Origin of the sequence: Curtobacterium flaccumfaciens (assembly GCF_013359815.1) — a bacterium.
GTDB lineage: Bacteria > Actinomycetota > Actinomycetes > Actinomycetales > Microbacteriaceae > Curtobacterium > Curtobacterium flaccumfaciens.
Window position 1 is genome coordinate 209,014 of sequence record NZ_JABMCF010000033.1, and the last position, 12,156, is coordinate 221,169.

At 70.4% G+C, this 12,156-nt stretch carries 13 protein-coding genes and 1 tRNA gene; 10 read left to right on the forward strand and 4 right to left on the reverse strand.

From position 1 onward, the window contains the following. Positions 1 to 12 precede the first annotated feature (12 nt). Together HP445_RS05465 and pheA are read left to right on the forward strand one after the other, a co-directional pair. The gene (locus HP445_RS05465) at positions 13 to 558 is read left to right on the forward strand and encodes a MarR family winged helix-turn-helix transcriptional regulator (protein WP_017888293.1); all 546 of its coding nucleotides are present in this window, start codon (positions 13 to 15) and stop codon (positions 556 to 558) included. Positions 559 to 597: 39 nt separating this feature from the next. Continuing rightward, a complete protein-coding gene (pheA, locus tag HP445_RS05470; protein WP_128780808.1) occupies positions 598 to 1,554 on the forward strand; it encodes a prephenate dehydratase in 957 nt (318 codons plus the stop codon). Positions 1,555 to 1,688: 134 nt separating this feature from the next. On the opposite strand, the gene HP445_RS05475 is transcribed toward pheA, so the two are convergent. Beyond that, the gene (locus HP445_RS05475) at positions 1,689 to 2,759 is read right to left on the reverse strand and encodes a diacylglycerol/lipid kinase family protein (RefSeq protein ID WP_111023675.1); all 1,071 of its coding nucleotides are present in this window, start codon (positions 2,757 to 2,759) and stop codon (positions 1,689 to 1,691) included. 54 nt (positions 2,760 to 2,813) lie between these two features. Here HP445_RS05475 and serS point away from each other — a divergent pair, with 54 nt between their 5' ends. The 5 genes from serS (at position 2,814) to HP445_RS05500 (ending at position 6,200) form a co-directional block, all read left to right on the forward strand. Next, positions 2,814 to 4,079 (forward strand): serine--tRNA ligase, encoded by a 1,266-nt coding sequence (serS, locus tag HP445_RS05480; RefSeq protein WP_128780809.1) that lies wholly within the window; start codon positions 2,814 to 2,816, stop codon positions 4,077 to 4,079. Further along, positions 4,076 to 4,939 carry an HAD family hydrolase gene (locus HP445_RS05485; protein WP_084741461.1) on the forward strand — a complete coding sequence of 288 codons (864 nt, stop codon included), beginning with the start codon at positions 4,076 to 4,078 and terminating at the stop codon, positions 4,937 to 4,939. The genes serS and HP445_RS05485 overlap by 4 nt, the downstream gene beginning before the upstream one ends. An 83-nt stretch (positions 4,940 to 5,022) precedes the next feature. Then, positions 5,023 to 5,107: transfer RNA gene (locus HP445_RS05490), tRNA-Ser, on the forward strand. Positions 5,108 to 5,109: 2 nt separating this feature from the next. Next, on the forward strand, positions 5,110 to 5,640 hold the full coding sequence (locus HP445_RS05495) for a GNAT family N-acetyltransferase (RefSeq protein ID WP_111032926.1): 531 nt from the start codon (positions 5,110 to 5,112) through the stop codon (positions 5,638 to 5,640). Beyond that, positions 5,637 to 6,200, forward strand: a complete 564-nt coding sequence (locus tag HP445_RS05500; RefSeq protein ID WP_128780810.1) for a GrpB family protein — start codon at positions 5,637 to 5,639, stop codon at positions 6,198 to 6,200. Before HP445_RS05495 ends, HP445_RS05500 begins: the two co-directional genes overlap by 4 nt. 84 nt (positions 6,201 to 6,284) lie before the next feature. On the opposite strand, the gene HP445_RS05505 is transcribed toward HP445_RS05500, so the two are convergent. Beyond that, positions 6,285 to 6,980, reverse strand: a complete 696-nt coding sequence (locus tag HP445_RS05505; RefSeq protein WP_111029862.1) for an SDR family oxidoreductase — start codon at positions 6,978 to 6,980, stop codon at positions 6,285 to 6,287. An 84-nt stretch (positions 6,981 to 7,064) separates the two neighbouring features. Here HP445_RS05505 and HP445_RS05510 point away from each other — a divergent pair, with 84 nt between their 5' ends. Further along, complete coding sequence (locus tag HP445_RS05510; protein WP_128780811.1) at positions 7,065 to 7,520, forward strand: winged helix-turn-helix transcriptional regulator; 456 nt, start codon at positions 7,065 to 7,067, stop codon at positions 7,518 to 7,520. A gap of 130 nt (positions 7,521 to 7,650) precedes the next feature. Here the strand turns inward: HP445_RS05510 and HP445_RS05515 are convergent, their stop codons facing one another. Next, positions 7,651 to 8,664: a LacI family DNA-binding transcriptional regulator gene (locus tag HP445_RS05515; RefSeq protein ID WP_232536521.1), complete on the reverse strand. Its 1,014-nt coding sequence runs from the start codon at positions 8,662 to 8,664 to the stop codon at positions 7,651 to 7,653. A 76-nt stretch (positions 8,665 to 8,740) separates the two neighbouring features. Further along, a complete protein-coding gene (locus tag HP445_RS05520; RefSeq protein WP_372440197.1) occupies positions 8,741 to 10,006 on the reverse strand; it encodes a Gfo/Idh/MocA family protein in 1,266 nt (421 codons plus the stop codon). 202 nt (positions 10,007 to 10,208) lie between these two features. On the opposite strand from HP445_RS05520, the gene HP445_RS05525 reads away from it, so the two are divergent. After that, positions 10,209 to 11,183, forward strand: coding sequence for a carbohydrate ABC transporter permease (locus HP445_RS05525; protein ID WP_228516654.1), 975 nt, complete (start codon positions 10,209 to 10,211; stop codon positions 11,181 to 11,183). An 11-nt stretch (positions 11,184 to 11,194) separates the two neighbouring features. Next, entirely contained in the window at positions 11,195 to 12,136 is a 942-nt protein-coding gene (locus HP445_RS05530) for a carbohydrate ABC transporter permease (protein ID WP_027466099.1), read from the forward strand. Positions 12,137 to 12,156: the final 20 nt, after the last annotated feature.

Genomic DNA, 12,156 nt, shown 5'->3' on the forward strand with positions numbered 1-12,156 from the left:
TATGATCAGGTCATGACCGACGAGACCCCGTGGCTCACCCGCGAGCAGCTGCGCGCGTGGATGAAGCTCGTCGCGGTCATGGAACTCCTGCCGGCGGCGCTCGACCAGCAGCTGCAGCGCGACGCCGACCTGACGCACTTCGACTACATGGTCATCGCGATGCTCTCCGAGACCGACACCCGGACCCTGCGGATGTCGGCACTCGCCTCGGCCACGAACGCCTCGTTGCCGCGGCTGTCGCACGTGGTGTCCCGGCTCGAGAAGCGCGGGCTCGTGACCCGGTGCCCGTCGACCTCCGACCGCCGGGCCACCGACGTCCGGCTGACCGACGCCGGGTACGCCACCATCGTCGACGCTGCCCCGGACCACGTCCGCACCGCCCGCCGGGTGGTCATCGACGCGCTCTCCGACGAGCAGGTCGCGCAGCTCGACGGCATCGCGGCGTCGCTCCTGACGCGGCTCGACCCCGAGGGGCGGTTCGCGGCGCTGACCTACCCGCGCGAGGACGACGACACCGCGATCTGCGAGCAGCGGCTGACGGGTGCGGCGACCGACTGAGGCGGGCTGACGGCCGCGTCCCTGCAATAGGCTCGCCGCATGACCGACCCCGCCGCGCCGTCCGACACGTACTCCTACCTCGGACCCGCCGGCACCTTCACCGAGGCAGCCCTGAAGCTCGTCGAGGCCGCCGCCGGCAAGCCCTGGCGGAGCGTCAACAACGTCGGTGAGGCCCTGGACGACGTCATGTCCGGCCGCTCGATCGGGGCCGTCATCGCGATCGAGAACAGCGTGGACGGCGGGGTCAGCGCCACGCAGGACGCCCTGGCCCGGATCCCCGGCGTGCGGATCGTGGGGGAGTACCTGGTCCCCGTCGACTTCGTGCTCGTCGCCCGACCCGGCACGACCCTGGCCGACGTCCACACCGTGAACGCGCACCCGGTCGCCTACGCGCAGACGCACAACTGGCTCGAGGCGAACCTGCCCGGCCACGGCCACATCCCGGCGTCGTCGAACGTCGCAGCGGCCCTCGCCCTGCTCGAGGCGAACCCCACCGCCGACGCTGCCGTCGCGCCGCCCGGCATCACCGACCACCACGACGTCGCCGTGCTCGCGTCGTCCATCGGCGACAACGCCTCGGCGGTCACCCGGTTCGTGCTCGTGTCGAAGACCCTCGCGCTGCCCGAACCGACCGGCGCCGACAAGACCAGCGTCATCGTCGAGCTGCCCGCCGACCACCCCGGTGCCCTGGTCGACATGCTCGAGCAGTTCGCGACGCGGGGCATCAACATGGGGCTGCTGTCGTCACGGCCGATCGGTGACGAGCTCGGCCGCTACCGGTTCGTCATCGACCTCGACGGGCACGTGCGCGACGAGCGGGTCGCGGACGCGCTGCTCGGCCTGCGTCGGTTCAGCCCGCGCGTGACGTTCCTCGGGTCGTACCCGCGTGCCGACGGTGCCCGCCCCGAGGTGCCCGCGCGCTACTCGGACGCCGCGTTCGTCGAGGCGCGGGACTGGCTGCGCGCGATCGTGTCGGGCGAGCCCGGGGCGCGGTAGCGCCGGCGCGGCGCGGTGCCGTGACACCGTGTGGTGCGAGGTTCCGTAGTCCGTGAGAGCCCGCGGCCCTCGCACGGACGACGGAACCTCGCACGGAGCGACGGAGCGACGGAGCGACGGAGCGACCGGCCGGGTCAGGGCACCTGGCGCGAGCCGTGGCGGTCGTCCGCCGGGTCCGGCACCCGCACGGAGAGCCCCATCGGGTCGATGCGCGAACGGAAGGCGATGACCTCGCCCACCGGGTCGCCGTCGATCTCGAACTCGTCAGGCCGCTCGAGCCGCGCCGTGAACTCCTGCCCGCGCAGGTAGCGCAGGGGTCGTTCCTCGCGCGAACGCGACACGATCTTCTTGCCGACGGCGGTCTTGCCCAGGTTCGACCGGCGGAACGCCCGCAGGATCCCGTTCTCCCAGAACACCCGGGCACCGATCCGCACCCAGCCGAAGAACCCGCGGGGGCGCATCACGGCGATGTCGAACACGCCGTCGTCGATCTCGGCGTCGGGCAGCAGGATCGCGCCGGCCTGCAGCATGCCGCAGTTGCCGACGATGAGCGAGTGCGCCCGGAGCGAGTGGTTGCCGTCGTCGTCCAGCTGGTAGCGGAACTCGAACGCGTTGGCGTCGCGCACCGAACGGAACAGCGAGTCGACGTAGGCGAGCCAACCGACCTTCTTCTTCAGCTCGGGGCGGGTGTTCACGAGCATCCGGGCGTCGAGCCCGAGGCCCGCCATCACCAGGAAGCCGAAGCGTTCGCGCTCGCCCCCGGGGCGCTCGACCTTGAGCATGCCGAAGTCGATCTTGCGGTCGTCGCCGTGGAAGATCGTCCGGACGCTCGCGGCCAGGTCGTCGAGGGGGAGCTTCATGTTGCGCGCGAGCAGGTTGCCGGTGCCGCTCGGCAGCAGCGCCAGGGTCGAACCGGACTCGTGCACGACCTCGGCGACCGCACGGACCGTGCCGTCACCACCGGCCGCCGCGACGACGTCGGCACCGGCCTCGATCGCCGCGCGGGCCATGCCGCCGCCCGGGTCTTCTTCTGAGGTCTCGAACCACAGGGTCTCGGCCCAGCCGGCCTGCTGCTGGTGTTCCTGCACCGTGCGCTTGAGGGTCGGCAGGTGGACCTTGACCGGGTTGTAGACCACCGCGGCCGTCCGCTGCTCGGTGGGGAGGGCGTCCTGGTCCGCGGGCGCGGTCTCCGAAGGGGTCGACATACGTCCACGCTACCGATCGAGGCTGCGTGCGGTTGCCCCGTCTAGGATGGGGCGGTGATCGATCCACAGCTGCTTCGCGACAACCCGGACGTCATCAAGGCTTCACAGCGGGCGCGTGGTGCCTCCGTGGCCGTCGTCGACGAAGCCGTCGCCGCCGATTCCGCCCGCCGCAGCGCGATCACCTCGTTCGAGTCGCTCCGCGCCGAGCAGAACGCCTTCGGCAAGACCGTCGCCAAGGCCCCGAAGGACGAGAAGGCCGCGCTCGTGCAGCAGGCCCAGGCCCTCGCCGCGAAGGTGAAGGAGGCGCAGGCCACCGTCACCGCGGCCGAGGACACCTTCAACACCGTCGTCCGCGGCATCCCGAACGTCGTGCTCCCCGGTGTGCCCGAGGGCGGCGAGGACGACTTCGTCACGCTCCGCACCGTCGGCACCAAGCCCGAGTTCGACTTCGAGCCGAAGGACCACGCCGACCTCGGCGAGCACCTCGGCATCATCGACATCCCCCGCGGCGTGAAGGTCTCCGGCTCGCGCTTCTACTTCCTGCGCGGCCTGGGCGCCCGGCTCGAGATCGCACTGATGTCGCTCGGCCTCGACCGTGCGATCGCCGCCGGCTTCGAGCCGCTCATCACCCCGACGCTCGTCCGCCCCGAGACGATGGCCGGCACCGGCTTCCTCGGTGAGCACGCGGCCGAGGTCTACCGGCTCGAAGCCGACGACCTGTACCTGACCGGCACGAGCGAGGTCGCCCTCGCCGGGTTCCACGCCGACGAGATCCTTCCGCTCGAGGAAGGACAGGCCCACCGCTACGCCGGCTGGTCGACCTGCTACCGCCGCGAGGCCGGTTCGGCGGGCAAGGACAACCGCGGCATCCTCCGCGTGCACCAGTTCAACAAGCTCGAGATGTTCGCCTACGTCCACCCGGACCAGGCCGAGGCCGAGCACGAGCGCCTCGTCTCCCACCAGGAGCAGATGCTGCAGGACCTCGGGCTGCATTACCGCGTGATCGACGTCGCCGGCGGTGACCTCGGCACGAGCGCCGCGAAGAAGTACGACATCGAGGCCTGGGTCCCGACGCAGGGCACGTTCCGCGAGCTCACCTCGACGTCGAACTGCACGACGTACCAGGCCCGCCGCCTCGACATCCGCTACCGCACCGAGAGCGGCAAGACCGCCCCGGTCGCCACACTGAACGGCACCCTCGCCACCACCCGCTGGATCGTCGCGATCCTCGAGACGCACCAGCAGGCCGACGGTTCCGTCGTCGTGCCGGAGGTCCTGCGCCCCTACCTCGGTGGCGTCGAGGTGATCGAGCCCCGATGAGCACCCAGGGACGGTTCGTGGACGGCACCGAGCAGGGCGCGGGCACCGACGCGCCCGCCCGCACCAAGCGCTGGCTGGTCGCGCTCGACATCGACGGCACCACCATGCGCGAGGACGGTGTCATCACCGAGGCCGTCGTGGCGGCAGTCCGTGACGCCGAGGCCGCCGGGCACGAGGTCATGCTCTCGACCGGCCGCAGCGAGGGCATGACCGTGCCCCTGCTCGAGACCCTCGGCATCCGGCCGAAGTACCTGGTCTGCGCGAACGGTGCGCTCATCCTGGCCCGCCGCGCCGACGGCTCCTACGTGCGCGAACACGTCGAGCGGTTCGACCCGTCCGAGGTGCTGCAGACCATCCACGGCGCGCTCGAGAACGCCGCGTTCGGCGTCGAGGACGAGACCGGTCACTTCCTGCTGTCCGGCAACTTCCCCGACGACACGATGACCGTCGAGGGCGAGCACGTGCCGTTCGAGCAGCTGCTCGGCGTCGAGGCCACCCGCGTCGTCGTCATCTCGCCCGGCCACGACACCGAGGACTTCCTGCAGATCGTCGAGCAGATGGGCCTGCACAAGGTCTCGTACTCCGTCGGCTGGACGTCGTGGCTCGACATCGCTCCGGAGGGCGTGACGAAGGCCACCGCGATGGAGCGCGTGCGCGAGTGGCTCGACATCCCGCGTTCCCGCGTCTTCGCCGCGGGCGACGGCCGCAACGACATCGACATGCTCCGCTGGGCCTCGACCTCCGGTCGCGGCGTCGTCATGGGCCAGGCCCCCGACGACGTCGTCGACGCCGGCAACGAGCTCACCGGCGGCATCACCGACGACGGCCTGGCAGCGGCGCTCGACTCCCTGCCCCGTTAGTCCGCGCTCGCGCGCACCCCTGCCTGGAGGCCCGGGTAGACTTCCCGGGACGCGATCACGTCTCGCCACGTGGTCGCGTCACTGGAGGGTTGTCCGAGCGGCCGATGGAGCCTGTCTTGAAAACAGGTGGGCAGAGATGTCTCGTGGGTTCGAATCCCACACCCTCCGCGATGGACACACGGTTGCGCCCACTCCGCCTCGACGACGCGGCCGTCCTGGCTGCGGTCATCACCGAGAACGCCGACCACCTGCGACCGTGGGAACCGGCGCGAGCGCCGTCGTACTACACGGAGTCCGGGCAGCGGGACGTCATCACGCAGGCCCTCGCCACGCAGCGCGCGGGCAACGCGGTGCCGTTCGTCATCGAGTCGACCGACGGGGAACTCCTCGGCCGGATCACGCTGAGCGGCGTCGTCCGCGGCGCCCTGCAGTCGTGCGCGATGGGGTACTGGATCCGCGCCGACCGCACGCGACAGGGCCACGCGTCCCGCGCTGTCCGCGCGGCGGCCGATCACGCGTTCGACGTGCTCCGCCTGCACCGCGTGCAGGCTGAGACCCTGCCCGAGAACGTCGGCTCGCAGCGCGCGCTCGAGTCGGCGGGCTTCACCCGGTACGGCTTCGCGCCGGAGTACATCAAGATCAACGGCGTCTGGCGCGACCACGTCATGTTCCAGCTCCTCGCGCCGACGCCGGCCCCGTGATCGAGGTCGTCGAGTACCGGTCGTCCTGGCCCGAGCGGTTCCGGCAGCTCCACGACGCGTACGCCGCCGCGCTCGACGGCGCCGACGTGCCGTTCCGGAGCATCGAGCACGTGGGCAGCACGTCCGTGCCGGGCTTGGCGGCGAAGCCCGTGCTCGACGTCGACGTCGTGGTGGACGCTGCCGACGTCCCGGCTGCAGTGGCGGCGATGGCGACGATCGGCTTCGAGCCGCGCGGTGAACTCGGCGTCCCGGACAGGCAGGCGTTCCGGGCACCGGAGCGGTTCGCCCCGACCAACACCTACGTCGTCGCGGCCGGGTCGCTCGCGCTGCGGAACCACCTGGCCGTCCGCGACGTGCTGCGTGCCGACCCGGTGCTGCGCGACGAGTACGCCGCCGTGAAACGCCGGGCAGCCACCGAGGCCGAGGACATCGACGACTACATCGAGCGGAAGAGCGACGTGCTGAGCCGGATCCTCCACGCCGGTGGTCTGTCCGACGACGAGCGGTCCGCCATCACCGCCACGAACCGTCGGATCACCGACCGCGGCGCGGGCGGCTGACGCGATCGGGGCGGGTGACGGTTCTGGTTCAGGAACCCGGGTGTTCGTGAACCAGAACCGTCACCGTCCCGACGAGAACCGGCCTCAGGCGCTGGCGAGCATCGGGTAGAGCGCGGTGAGCGGGGCGCTCAGGCCGGCACGGACGTCGCGGCTGACCTGGTCGGCGAGGACCTCGTGCTCGCCGGCCTCGACCGCGTCCCAGATCGACCGGACGATGTCGGCGGGGTCGGACTTCTCGACGTCGAGGTCGGCGATCATGCCGGTGTCGGTGTAGCCGAGGTGGGCGCCGACGACCTGGGTGCCCTGGGGTGCGAGCTCGAGACGCAGGGAGTTCGTGATCGACCAGAACGCGGCCTTCGACGCCGAGTACGCGCCGGCGAGGGCGACCCAGCTCAGGGCGGAGTGCACGTCGATCAGCGCACCGTTGGCGATCGAGGGGGCGAAGGCCTTGGCGACGCGGAGTGCACCGAAGACGTTGGTGGCGAAGATGCGCTCGACCTCTTCGACGGAGACGTCGACGAGCGGGTCGGAGCCGGCGATCCCGGCGTTGTTCACGACGACGGTCACGTCGGCTGCGGTGCGGGCCGCGGCGTCGACGCTCTCCTGGCTCGTGACGTCGAGGGCGAGCGGGACGATGCGCTCGTCGTCCCAGGTACGGGGGTTGCGGGCGGTCGCGTAGACCTTGGTGGCGCCACGCTCCAGGGCCTGGCGGACGAACTCGGCGCCGAGGCCGCCGTTCGCTCCGGTGACGAGGACGACGGCGTTGGTGAGGTCGGTCATGAATGCTCCAAAGAAGAGAAGTTGAGTACGAAAACCGAACCTAGCACGTTGTGTCCGGAAATCGAACCCAGCTAGGATGAACGCATGCTCGGCATCCTCGGCGGCGACGAGCGCTGCCCCATCGCACGCTCCCTCGACGTCCTCGGCGAGAAGTGGACGCTCATGATCGTCCGCGACGCCGTCGGTGGCTCGACCCGCTTCAGCCAGTTCCAGCAGAGCCTCGGCATCCCGCGCGAGGTCCTGACCGCACGCCTGGCCTCACTCGTCGACGGGGGAGTGCTCGAGCGCACGACCTACAAGCCCGAGGGGGCACGTGCCCGCGAGGAGTACGTCCTGACCGACGCAGGCCGCGACCTGTCGCTCGTGCTGCTCGCCCTCGGGGGCTGGGCAGACCGGCACCGGCCGTCCGAGCGGAAGTCGGACCTGCGCTTCGTCGACGCGGAGACCGGCGAGGCGGTCGAGGCCGCCGCCGTGACCGTGGATGCGCAGGAGCGCATCCCGACCGCGCGCCTCCGCGCCGTCATGGAGCCGGCGTCCTGAACGCGACCAGCTGACGGCCTGGAGGCCCGTGGCGGCCCCGTCCCGCGCCTCCCCACCGGCACGGCCGGCCCGCCGCTGGCGCGTCGGTCCGGAACCGGCGGCGTGGGCCCCCAGGCTGTCGGTGGGTGCGTCAGCGACGCACGTCGCACCCGCAACTCGCGCCGAGGACCAACTCGGCGGGGACCAGGTCGCGGTGCCACTGGTTGTCGGCGTCGAGGCCGAGCACGCGGTCGACCGCGGCGACCGCCATCGTCTCGATCGGCTGCCGGACCGTGGTGAGCTGCGGGTTCGTGTAGTCCGCCTCGGCCGCGCCGTCGAACGACACGATCGCGACGTCCTCGGGGACGCGCAGACCGAGTTCCCACAGTGCGCGCATGACGCCGATCGCCTGCATGTCGGAGCTGACGAAGACGGCTCGGGGGCCGGTCTCGTCGGCGAACATCCGGAGGCCGGCTTCGTAGCCTCCGCGCCGGGTGAAGTCGGTGCGGACGATGGGCCCGTCGGGCAGGCCAGCCTGGCGCAGGGCACGCATCCAGCCCTGCTCGCGGAGCTCCATCGAGCCGGTGTGCCCCATCACGAGGCCGATCGAGCGGTAGCCGTGCTCGACCAGGTGCTGCGTGCCGTCGAGGGCACCACGCAGGGCGTCGACACCGATGCTGGCGTACTCGGGGACCTCGAAGAACGTGTTGAGCAGGACCATCGGCAGGCCGGGGTCGGTGACGGTCGACAGGTCGGGGTGGGTCATGATGCTCGTCACGATGATGCCGTCGACCTGGCGCGCGGACAGGCTGCGGAGCCGCTCGCGCTCCTGGGCGGCATCGCCGTCGCTGTTGGCGAGCAGCACGTCGTAGCCGCGCGCAGCCGCGGCGTGGGTGACGGCGACGGCGAGCTCGGACCAGAACGGGTTGTCGAGTTCGGGCACGATCAGGCCGAGCATCTTCGACGAGCCGGTGCGCAGGGCCTGGGCGCTCGCGTTCGGGCGGTAGCCGAGGACGCGGATGGCCTCGCGCACCCGGGCGGCGGTGGCGGCGGCCACGGGGCGCGGTCCGTCGTGCACGACGTAGCTCACGACGGAGGTGCTGACCCCGGCGTAGCGGGCGACGTCCGCACGGGTGACCGCCCTCGGGTTCGTCGGGACGGTCACGGGTGCCACCTTCGTCGGGTCCAGGAGCGTCGTTCGGGTGCCGGCCCACGACGGACCGGCACCCGAACGACACGTGTTACTCGGACGCGATCGTAGCCGACGACGTGCTGCCCGCTGACGTCGGTGCGCTCGCCGTCGCAGCGCTCGTCGTCTCGGGGGCGTCACCGAAGTCCGGCACGTCGAGGCGGGCGCCGCCCTGCAGCGCGGACTGGTGGGCGATGATGCCCGGCAGGGTGAAGCGCGCGGCCGTCCAGGCGTTCACCGGCGGCAGGGTCCGGTCGACGACGGCACGGACGAAGTCGTCCGCGAGGAACTGGTGGCTGCCCTCGTGCCCGGTCGGCACGCCGTCGTACTCGGCGGGCAGACGGTCGGTGTCGTGCACCTCGGCGTAGCCGGAGACGAACGCGTCGCGCAGGGACGGGTCGACGTCGGCCAGGCGCGGGTCGTCGAGGGACATCGTCGCCTGCGTGTCGATCTTGTCGCTGATGTCGTACGAGTCCTCCTTGTCCTGCCAGACGCTGGTCTTCGCGAGCTGCTCGAAGCTGGCCTCGGTGCCGAAGTAGCGGAAGCGCGACTCACGGATGTGCGACGGGTAGCCGACGCGACGCATCTCGTTGATGCGCATGACCCCGCCGTTGTCGAGCTCGAACAGGGCGGTGGCGTTCGAGAAGTCGTTGTCGAACTGGCTGACGTCCTTGTCGAAGACGCCGTCGCCGCGGTCGTCCTTCACACCGATGCAGCTGACGCTGACCGCGTGCCCGGGGATCGCGCCGAGGACCCCGCCGACCGAGTGCGTCGGGTAGAGCATGGGCGGGTAGCTGGCGGTCCGCTTCCACTCGTCGCCGCCGCTGTACTGGTACGCGGCGTAGAAGCCGAGGTCCATGTCGTGCACGTAGTCGCCCTCGGCGTAGAACACCCGGCCGAAGGCGCCGGCGGCGACCTGCTTCCGGGCGAACACCGTCGCGGGGTTGTAGTAGCTCGTCTCGCCCATCATGTAGGTCAGGCCGGTCTCGCGGACCGCCTGGATGATGTCGCGGATCTCGTCGACGGAGATCGCCATCGGCACGGCGGAGTACACGTGCTTGCCGGCGCGCAGGGCCTTGACCACGAGCGGGCCGTGGGTCCAGCGCTGCGTGAAGATCGCGACGGCGTCGACGTCCGAGGCGAGGACGGCGTCGAAGTCCGGGAACGTGCCGTCGAGGTGCTGCGTCTCGACGAGTTCGGACGCGCGCTCGTCGACGAGGTCCGTGACGTAGACCCGGTCCACGTCGGGGTGGAGCTTGAACAGCTTGGCGAACTGGGGGGCGAACTGGCCCGCGCCGACCATTCCGACAGAGATCATCAGTGACCTTTCCAGGGGTGTGGGATGCGTCGCCGAGCGGGTCGCTCCGATGCGATCGAGCGCCATCCTGACACATGCTGTCTACACGTGACAACCCCCGCCGACAGCCCGGAAAGAGCCTCTTGCCAGCAGTGGTCCCCACGTGTAGATTCCCGGCTCACGGACTGCTGCACGTCAGTCCACCGCAGACGAAGGAGTCGCGATGGCAACCGAGAGCCCTGTGTCGTCACCCTTGACGACCGCCAGCACGAGACGGAGGAGTCGGTCCGCCGACCTCGCCCGTGCCCGCACCACCGCACCACGGCGCCGCCCCAGGAACGACCTGTGGCTCGCGCTCGTCTTCATCGCCCCGGCAGCTGTCGGGTTCGCGGTGTTCCTCGCCTGGCCGACCGTGCGGGGCATCTACCTGAGCTTCACGTCGTACAACCTGCTCACCGAGCCCGAGTTCACCGGCCTGCAGAACTACGCCCGCCTGGTGCAGGACTCGATCTTCTGGCACTCGATGGTGGTGACCGTCGAGTACGTGCTCATCAACATCGTCATCCAGACCGTCGTCGCGCTGTTCATCGCCGTGATGATGCACCGGCTGACGAAGTCGACCTTCGTGCGCGGCATCGTGCTCGCGCCGTACCTGGTGTCGAACGTCGTCGCCGCCCTGGTCTGGCTCTGGATCCTCGACACCCAGCTCGGCATCGGCAACGAGATGCTCGCCGCACTCGGGCTCGACCGCATCCCGTTCCTGCAGAGCGACGTCTGGGGCATCCCCTCGATCGCGCTCATCAACGTCTGGCGGCACGTCGGCTACACGGCACTGCTCATCTTCGCCGGCCTGCAGTCGCTGCCCGAGACCGTGTACGAGGCCGGACGCATCGACGGTGCGAGCGAGTGGAAGATGTTCTGGCGCATCACGGTGCCGCTGCTCCGCCCGATCCTGTCGCTGGTGCTGATCATCACCGTGATCGGGTCGTTCCAGGTGTTCGACACCGTCGCCGTCACCACGCAGGGCGGCCCCGCGAACGCCACGAACGTCGTGCAGAACTACATCTACAACCTGGCGTTCGGCCGGTTCCAGTTCGGCTACGCGTCCGCGGTCTCGGTCGCGCTCCTCATCGTCCTCAGCATCATCACGATCATCCAGTACCGCCTCACCCGCTCGGGTGAGTCCGACCTGGACTGAACGGAAGCGCCATGACCACGACACTCACCCGTTCCGTCACCACGTCCCGCCCGCCGCGGATGGGCGCCGGCCACCGTCGTCGCCCGTCGCTCGGCCGGGTTCTGGCCTGGGTCGCGATGATCCTCGTCATCGTCGTCACCCTGTTCCCGTTCTACTGGATCCTGCGCACCGCGCTGTCGTCGAACACCGCGATCAACTCCGACCCCACCTCGCTGCTGCCCGTCGGGTTCAGCCTGGGCGGGTTCGAGCGGGTCTTCGGCCTGCAGTCCACCGAAGAGGCACTGGCGCAGGGCGGTTCCGGCGCCGCCCTGAACTTCTGGCGGTACCTGCTCAACTCGATCCTGGTGTCGACGCTCGTCACCGTCGGTCAGGTGTTCTTCTCGGCAGCGGCCGCCTACGCCTTCGCCCGGCTGCGCTGGCCCGGTCGCGACAAGGTGTTCGGGGTGTTCCTGGCCGGGCTGATGGTCCCCGCGATCTTCACGCTGCTGCCGAACTTCACCCTCATCAAGCAGCTCGGGCTCGTCGACAACCTGCTCGGCATCGCCCTGCCGACGATGTTCATGACCCCGTTCGCGGTGTTCTTCCTGCGGCAGTTCTTCCTCGGCATCTCGAAGGAGGTCGAAGAGGCGGCGCTCATCGACGGCGCCGGCAAGGTCCGCGTGTTCTTCCGGCTCGTCATCCCGATGGCGGCGGCCCCGATCGCCACCCTCGCCGTGCTGACGTACATCACGAGCTGGAACGACTACTTCTGGCCCCTCATGGTGTCGTACACCGACAGCTCGCGGGTGCTGACCGTCGCGCTCGGCGTCTTCAAGTCGCAGACCCCGCAGTCCGGCACCGACTGGGCCGGGCTCATGGCCGCGACCCTGGTGGCGGCGCTCCCGATGATCCTGCTGTTCGGCGTCTTCGCCAAGCGGATCGTCAACTCCATCGGCTTCTCCGGGATCAAGTGACCCGGCTGTCGGACAGGACG

Excerpts from the sequence above, each read along its gene's own strand:
- HP445_RS05485 (WP_084741461.1), top strand. The coding sequence starts at position 4,076 with ATGAGCACCCAGGGACGGTTCGTGGACGGCACCGAGCAGGGCGCGGGC.
- HP445_RS05530 (WP_027466099.1), top strand. The coding sequence starts at position 11,195 with ATGACCACGACACTCACCCGTTCCGTCACCACGTCCCGCCCGCCGCGG.
- pheA (WP_128780808.1), top strand. The coding sequence starts at position 598 with ATGACCGACCCCGCCGCGCCGTCCGACACGTACTCCTACCTCGGACCC.
- HP445_RS05520 (WP_372440197.1), bottom strand. The coding sequence starts at position 10,006 with ATGATCTCTGTCGGAATGGTCGGCGCGGGCCAGTTCGCCCCCCAGTTC.
- HP445_RS05465 (WP_017888293.1), top strand. The coding sequence starts at position 13 with ATGACCGACGAGACCCCGTGGCTCACCCGCGAGCAGCTGCGCGCGTGG.
- HP445_RS05505 (WP_111029862.1), bottom strand. The coding sequence starts at position 6,980 with ATGACCGACCTCACCAACGCCGTCGTCCTCGTCACCGGAGCGAACGGC.
- HP445_RS05495 (WP_111032926.1), top strand. The coding sequence starts at position 5,110 with ATGGACACACGGTTGCGCCCACTCCGCCTCGACGACGCGGCCGTCCTG.
- HP445_RS05525 (WP_228516654.1), top strand. The coding sequence starts at position 10,209 with ATGGCAACCGAGAGCCCTGTGTCGTCACCCTTGACGACCGCCAGCACG.
- HP445_RS05510 (WP_128780811.1), top strand. The coding sequence starts at position 7,065 with ATGCTCGGCATCCTCGGCGGCGACGAGCGCTGCCCCATCGCACGCTCC.
- HP445_RS05475 (WP_111023675.1), bottom strand. The coding sequence starts at position 2,759 with ATGTCGACCCCTTCGGAGACCGCGCCCGCGGACCAGGACGCCCTCCCC.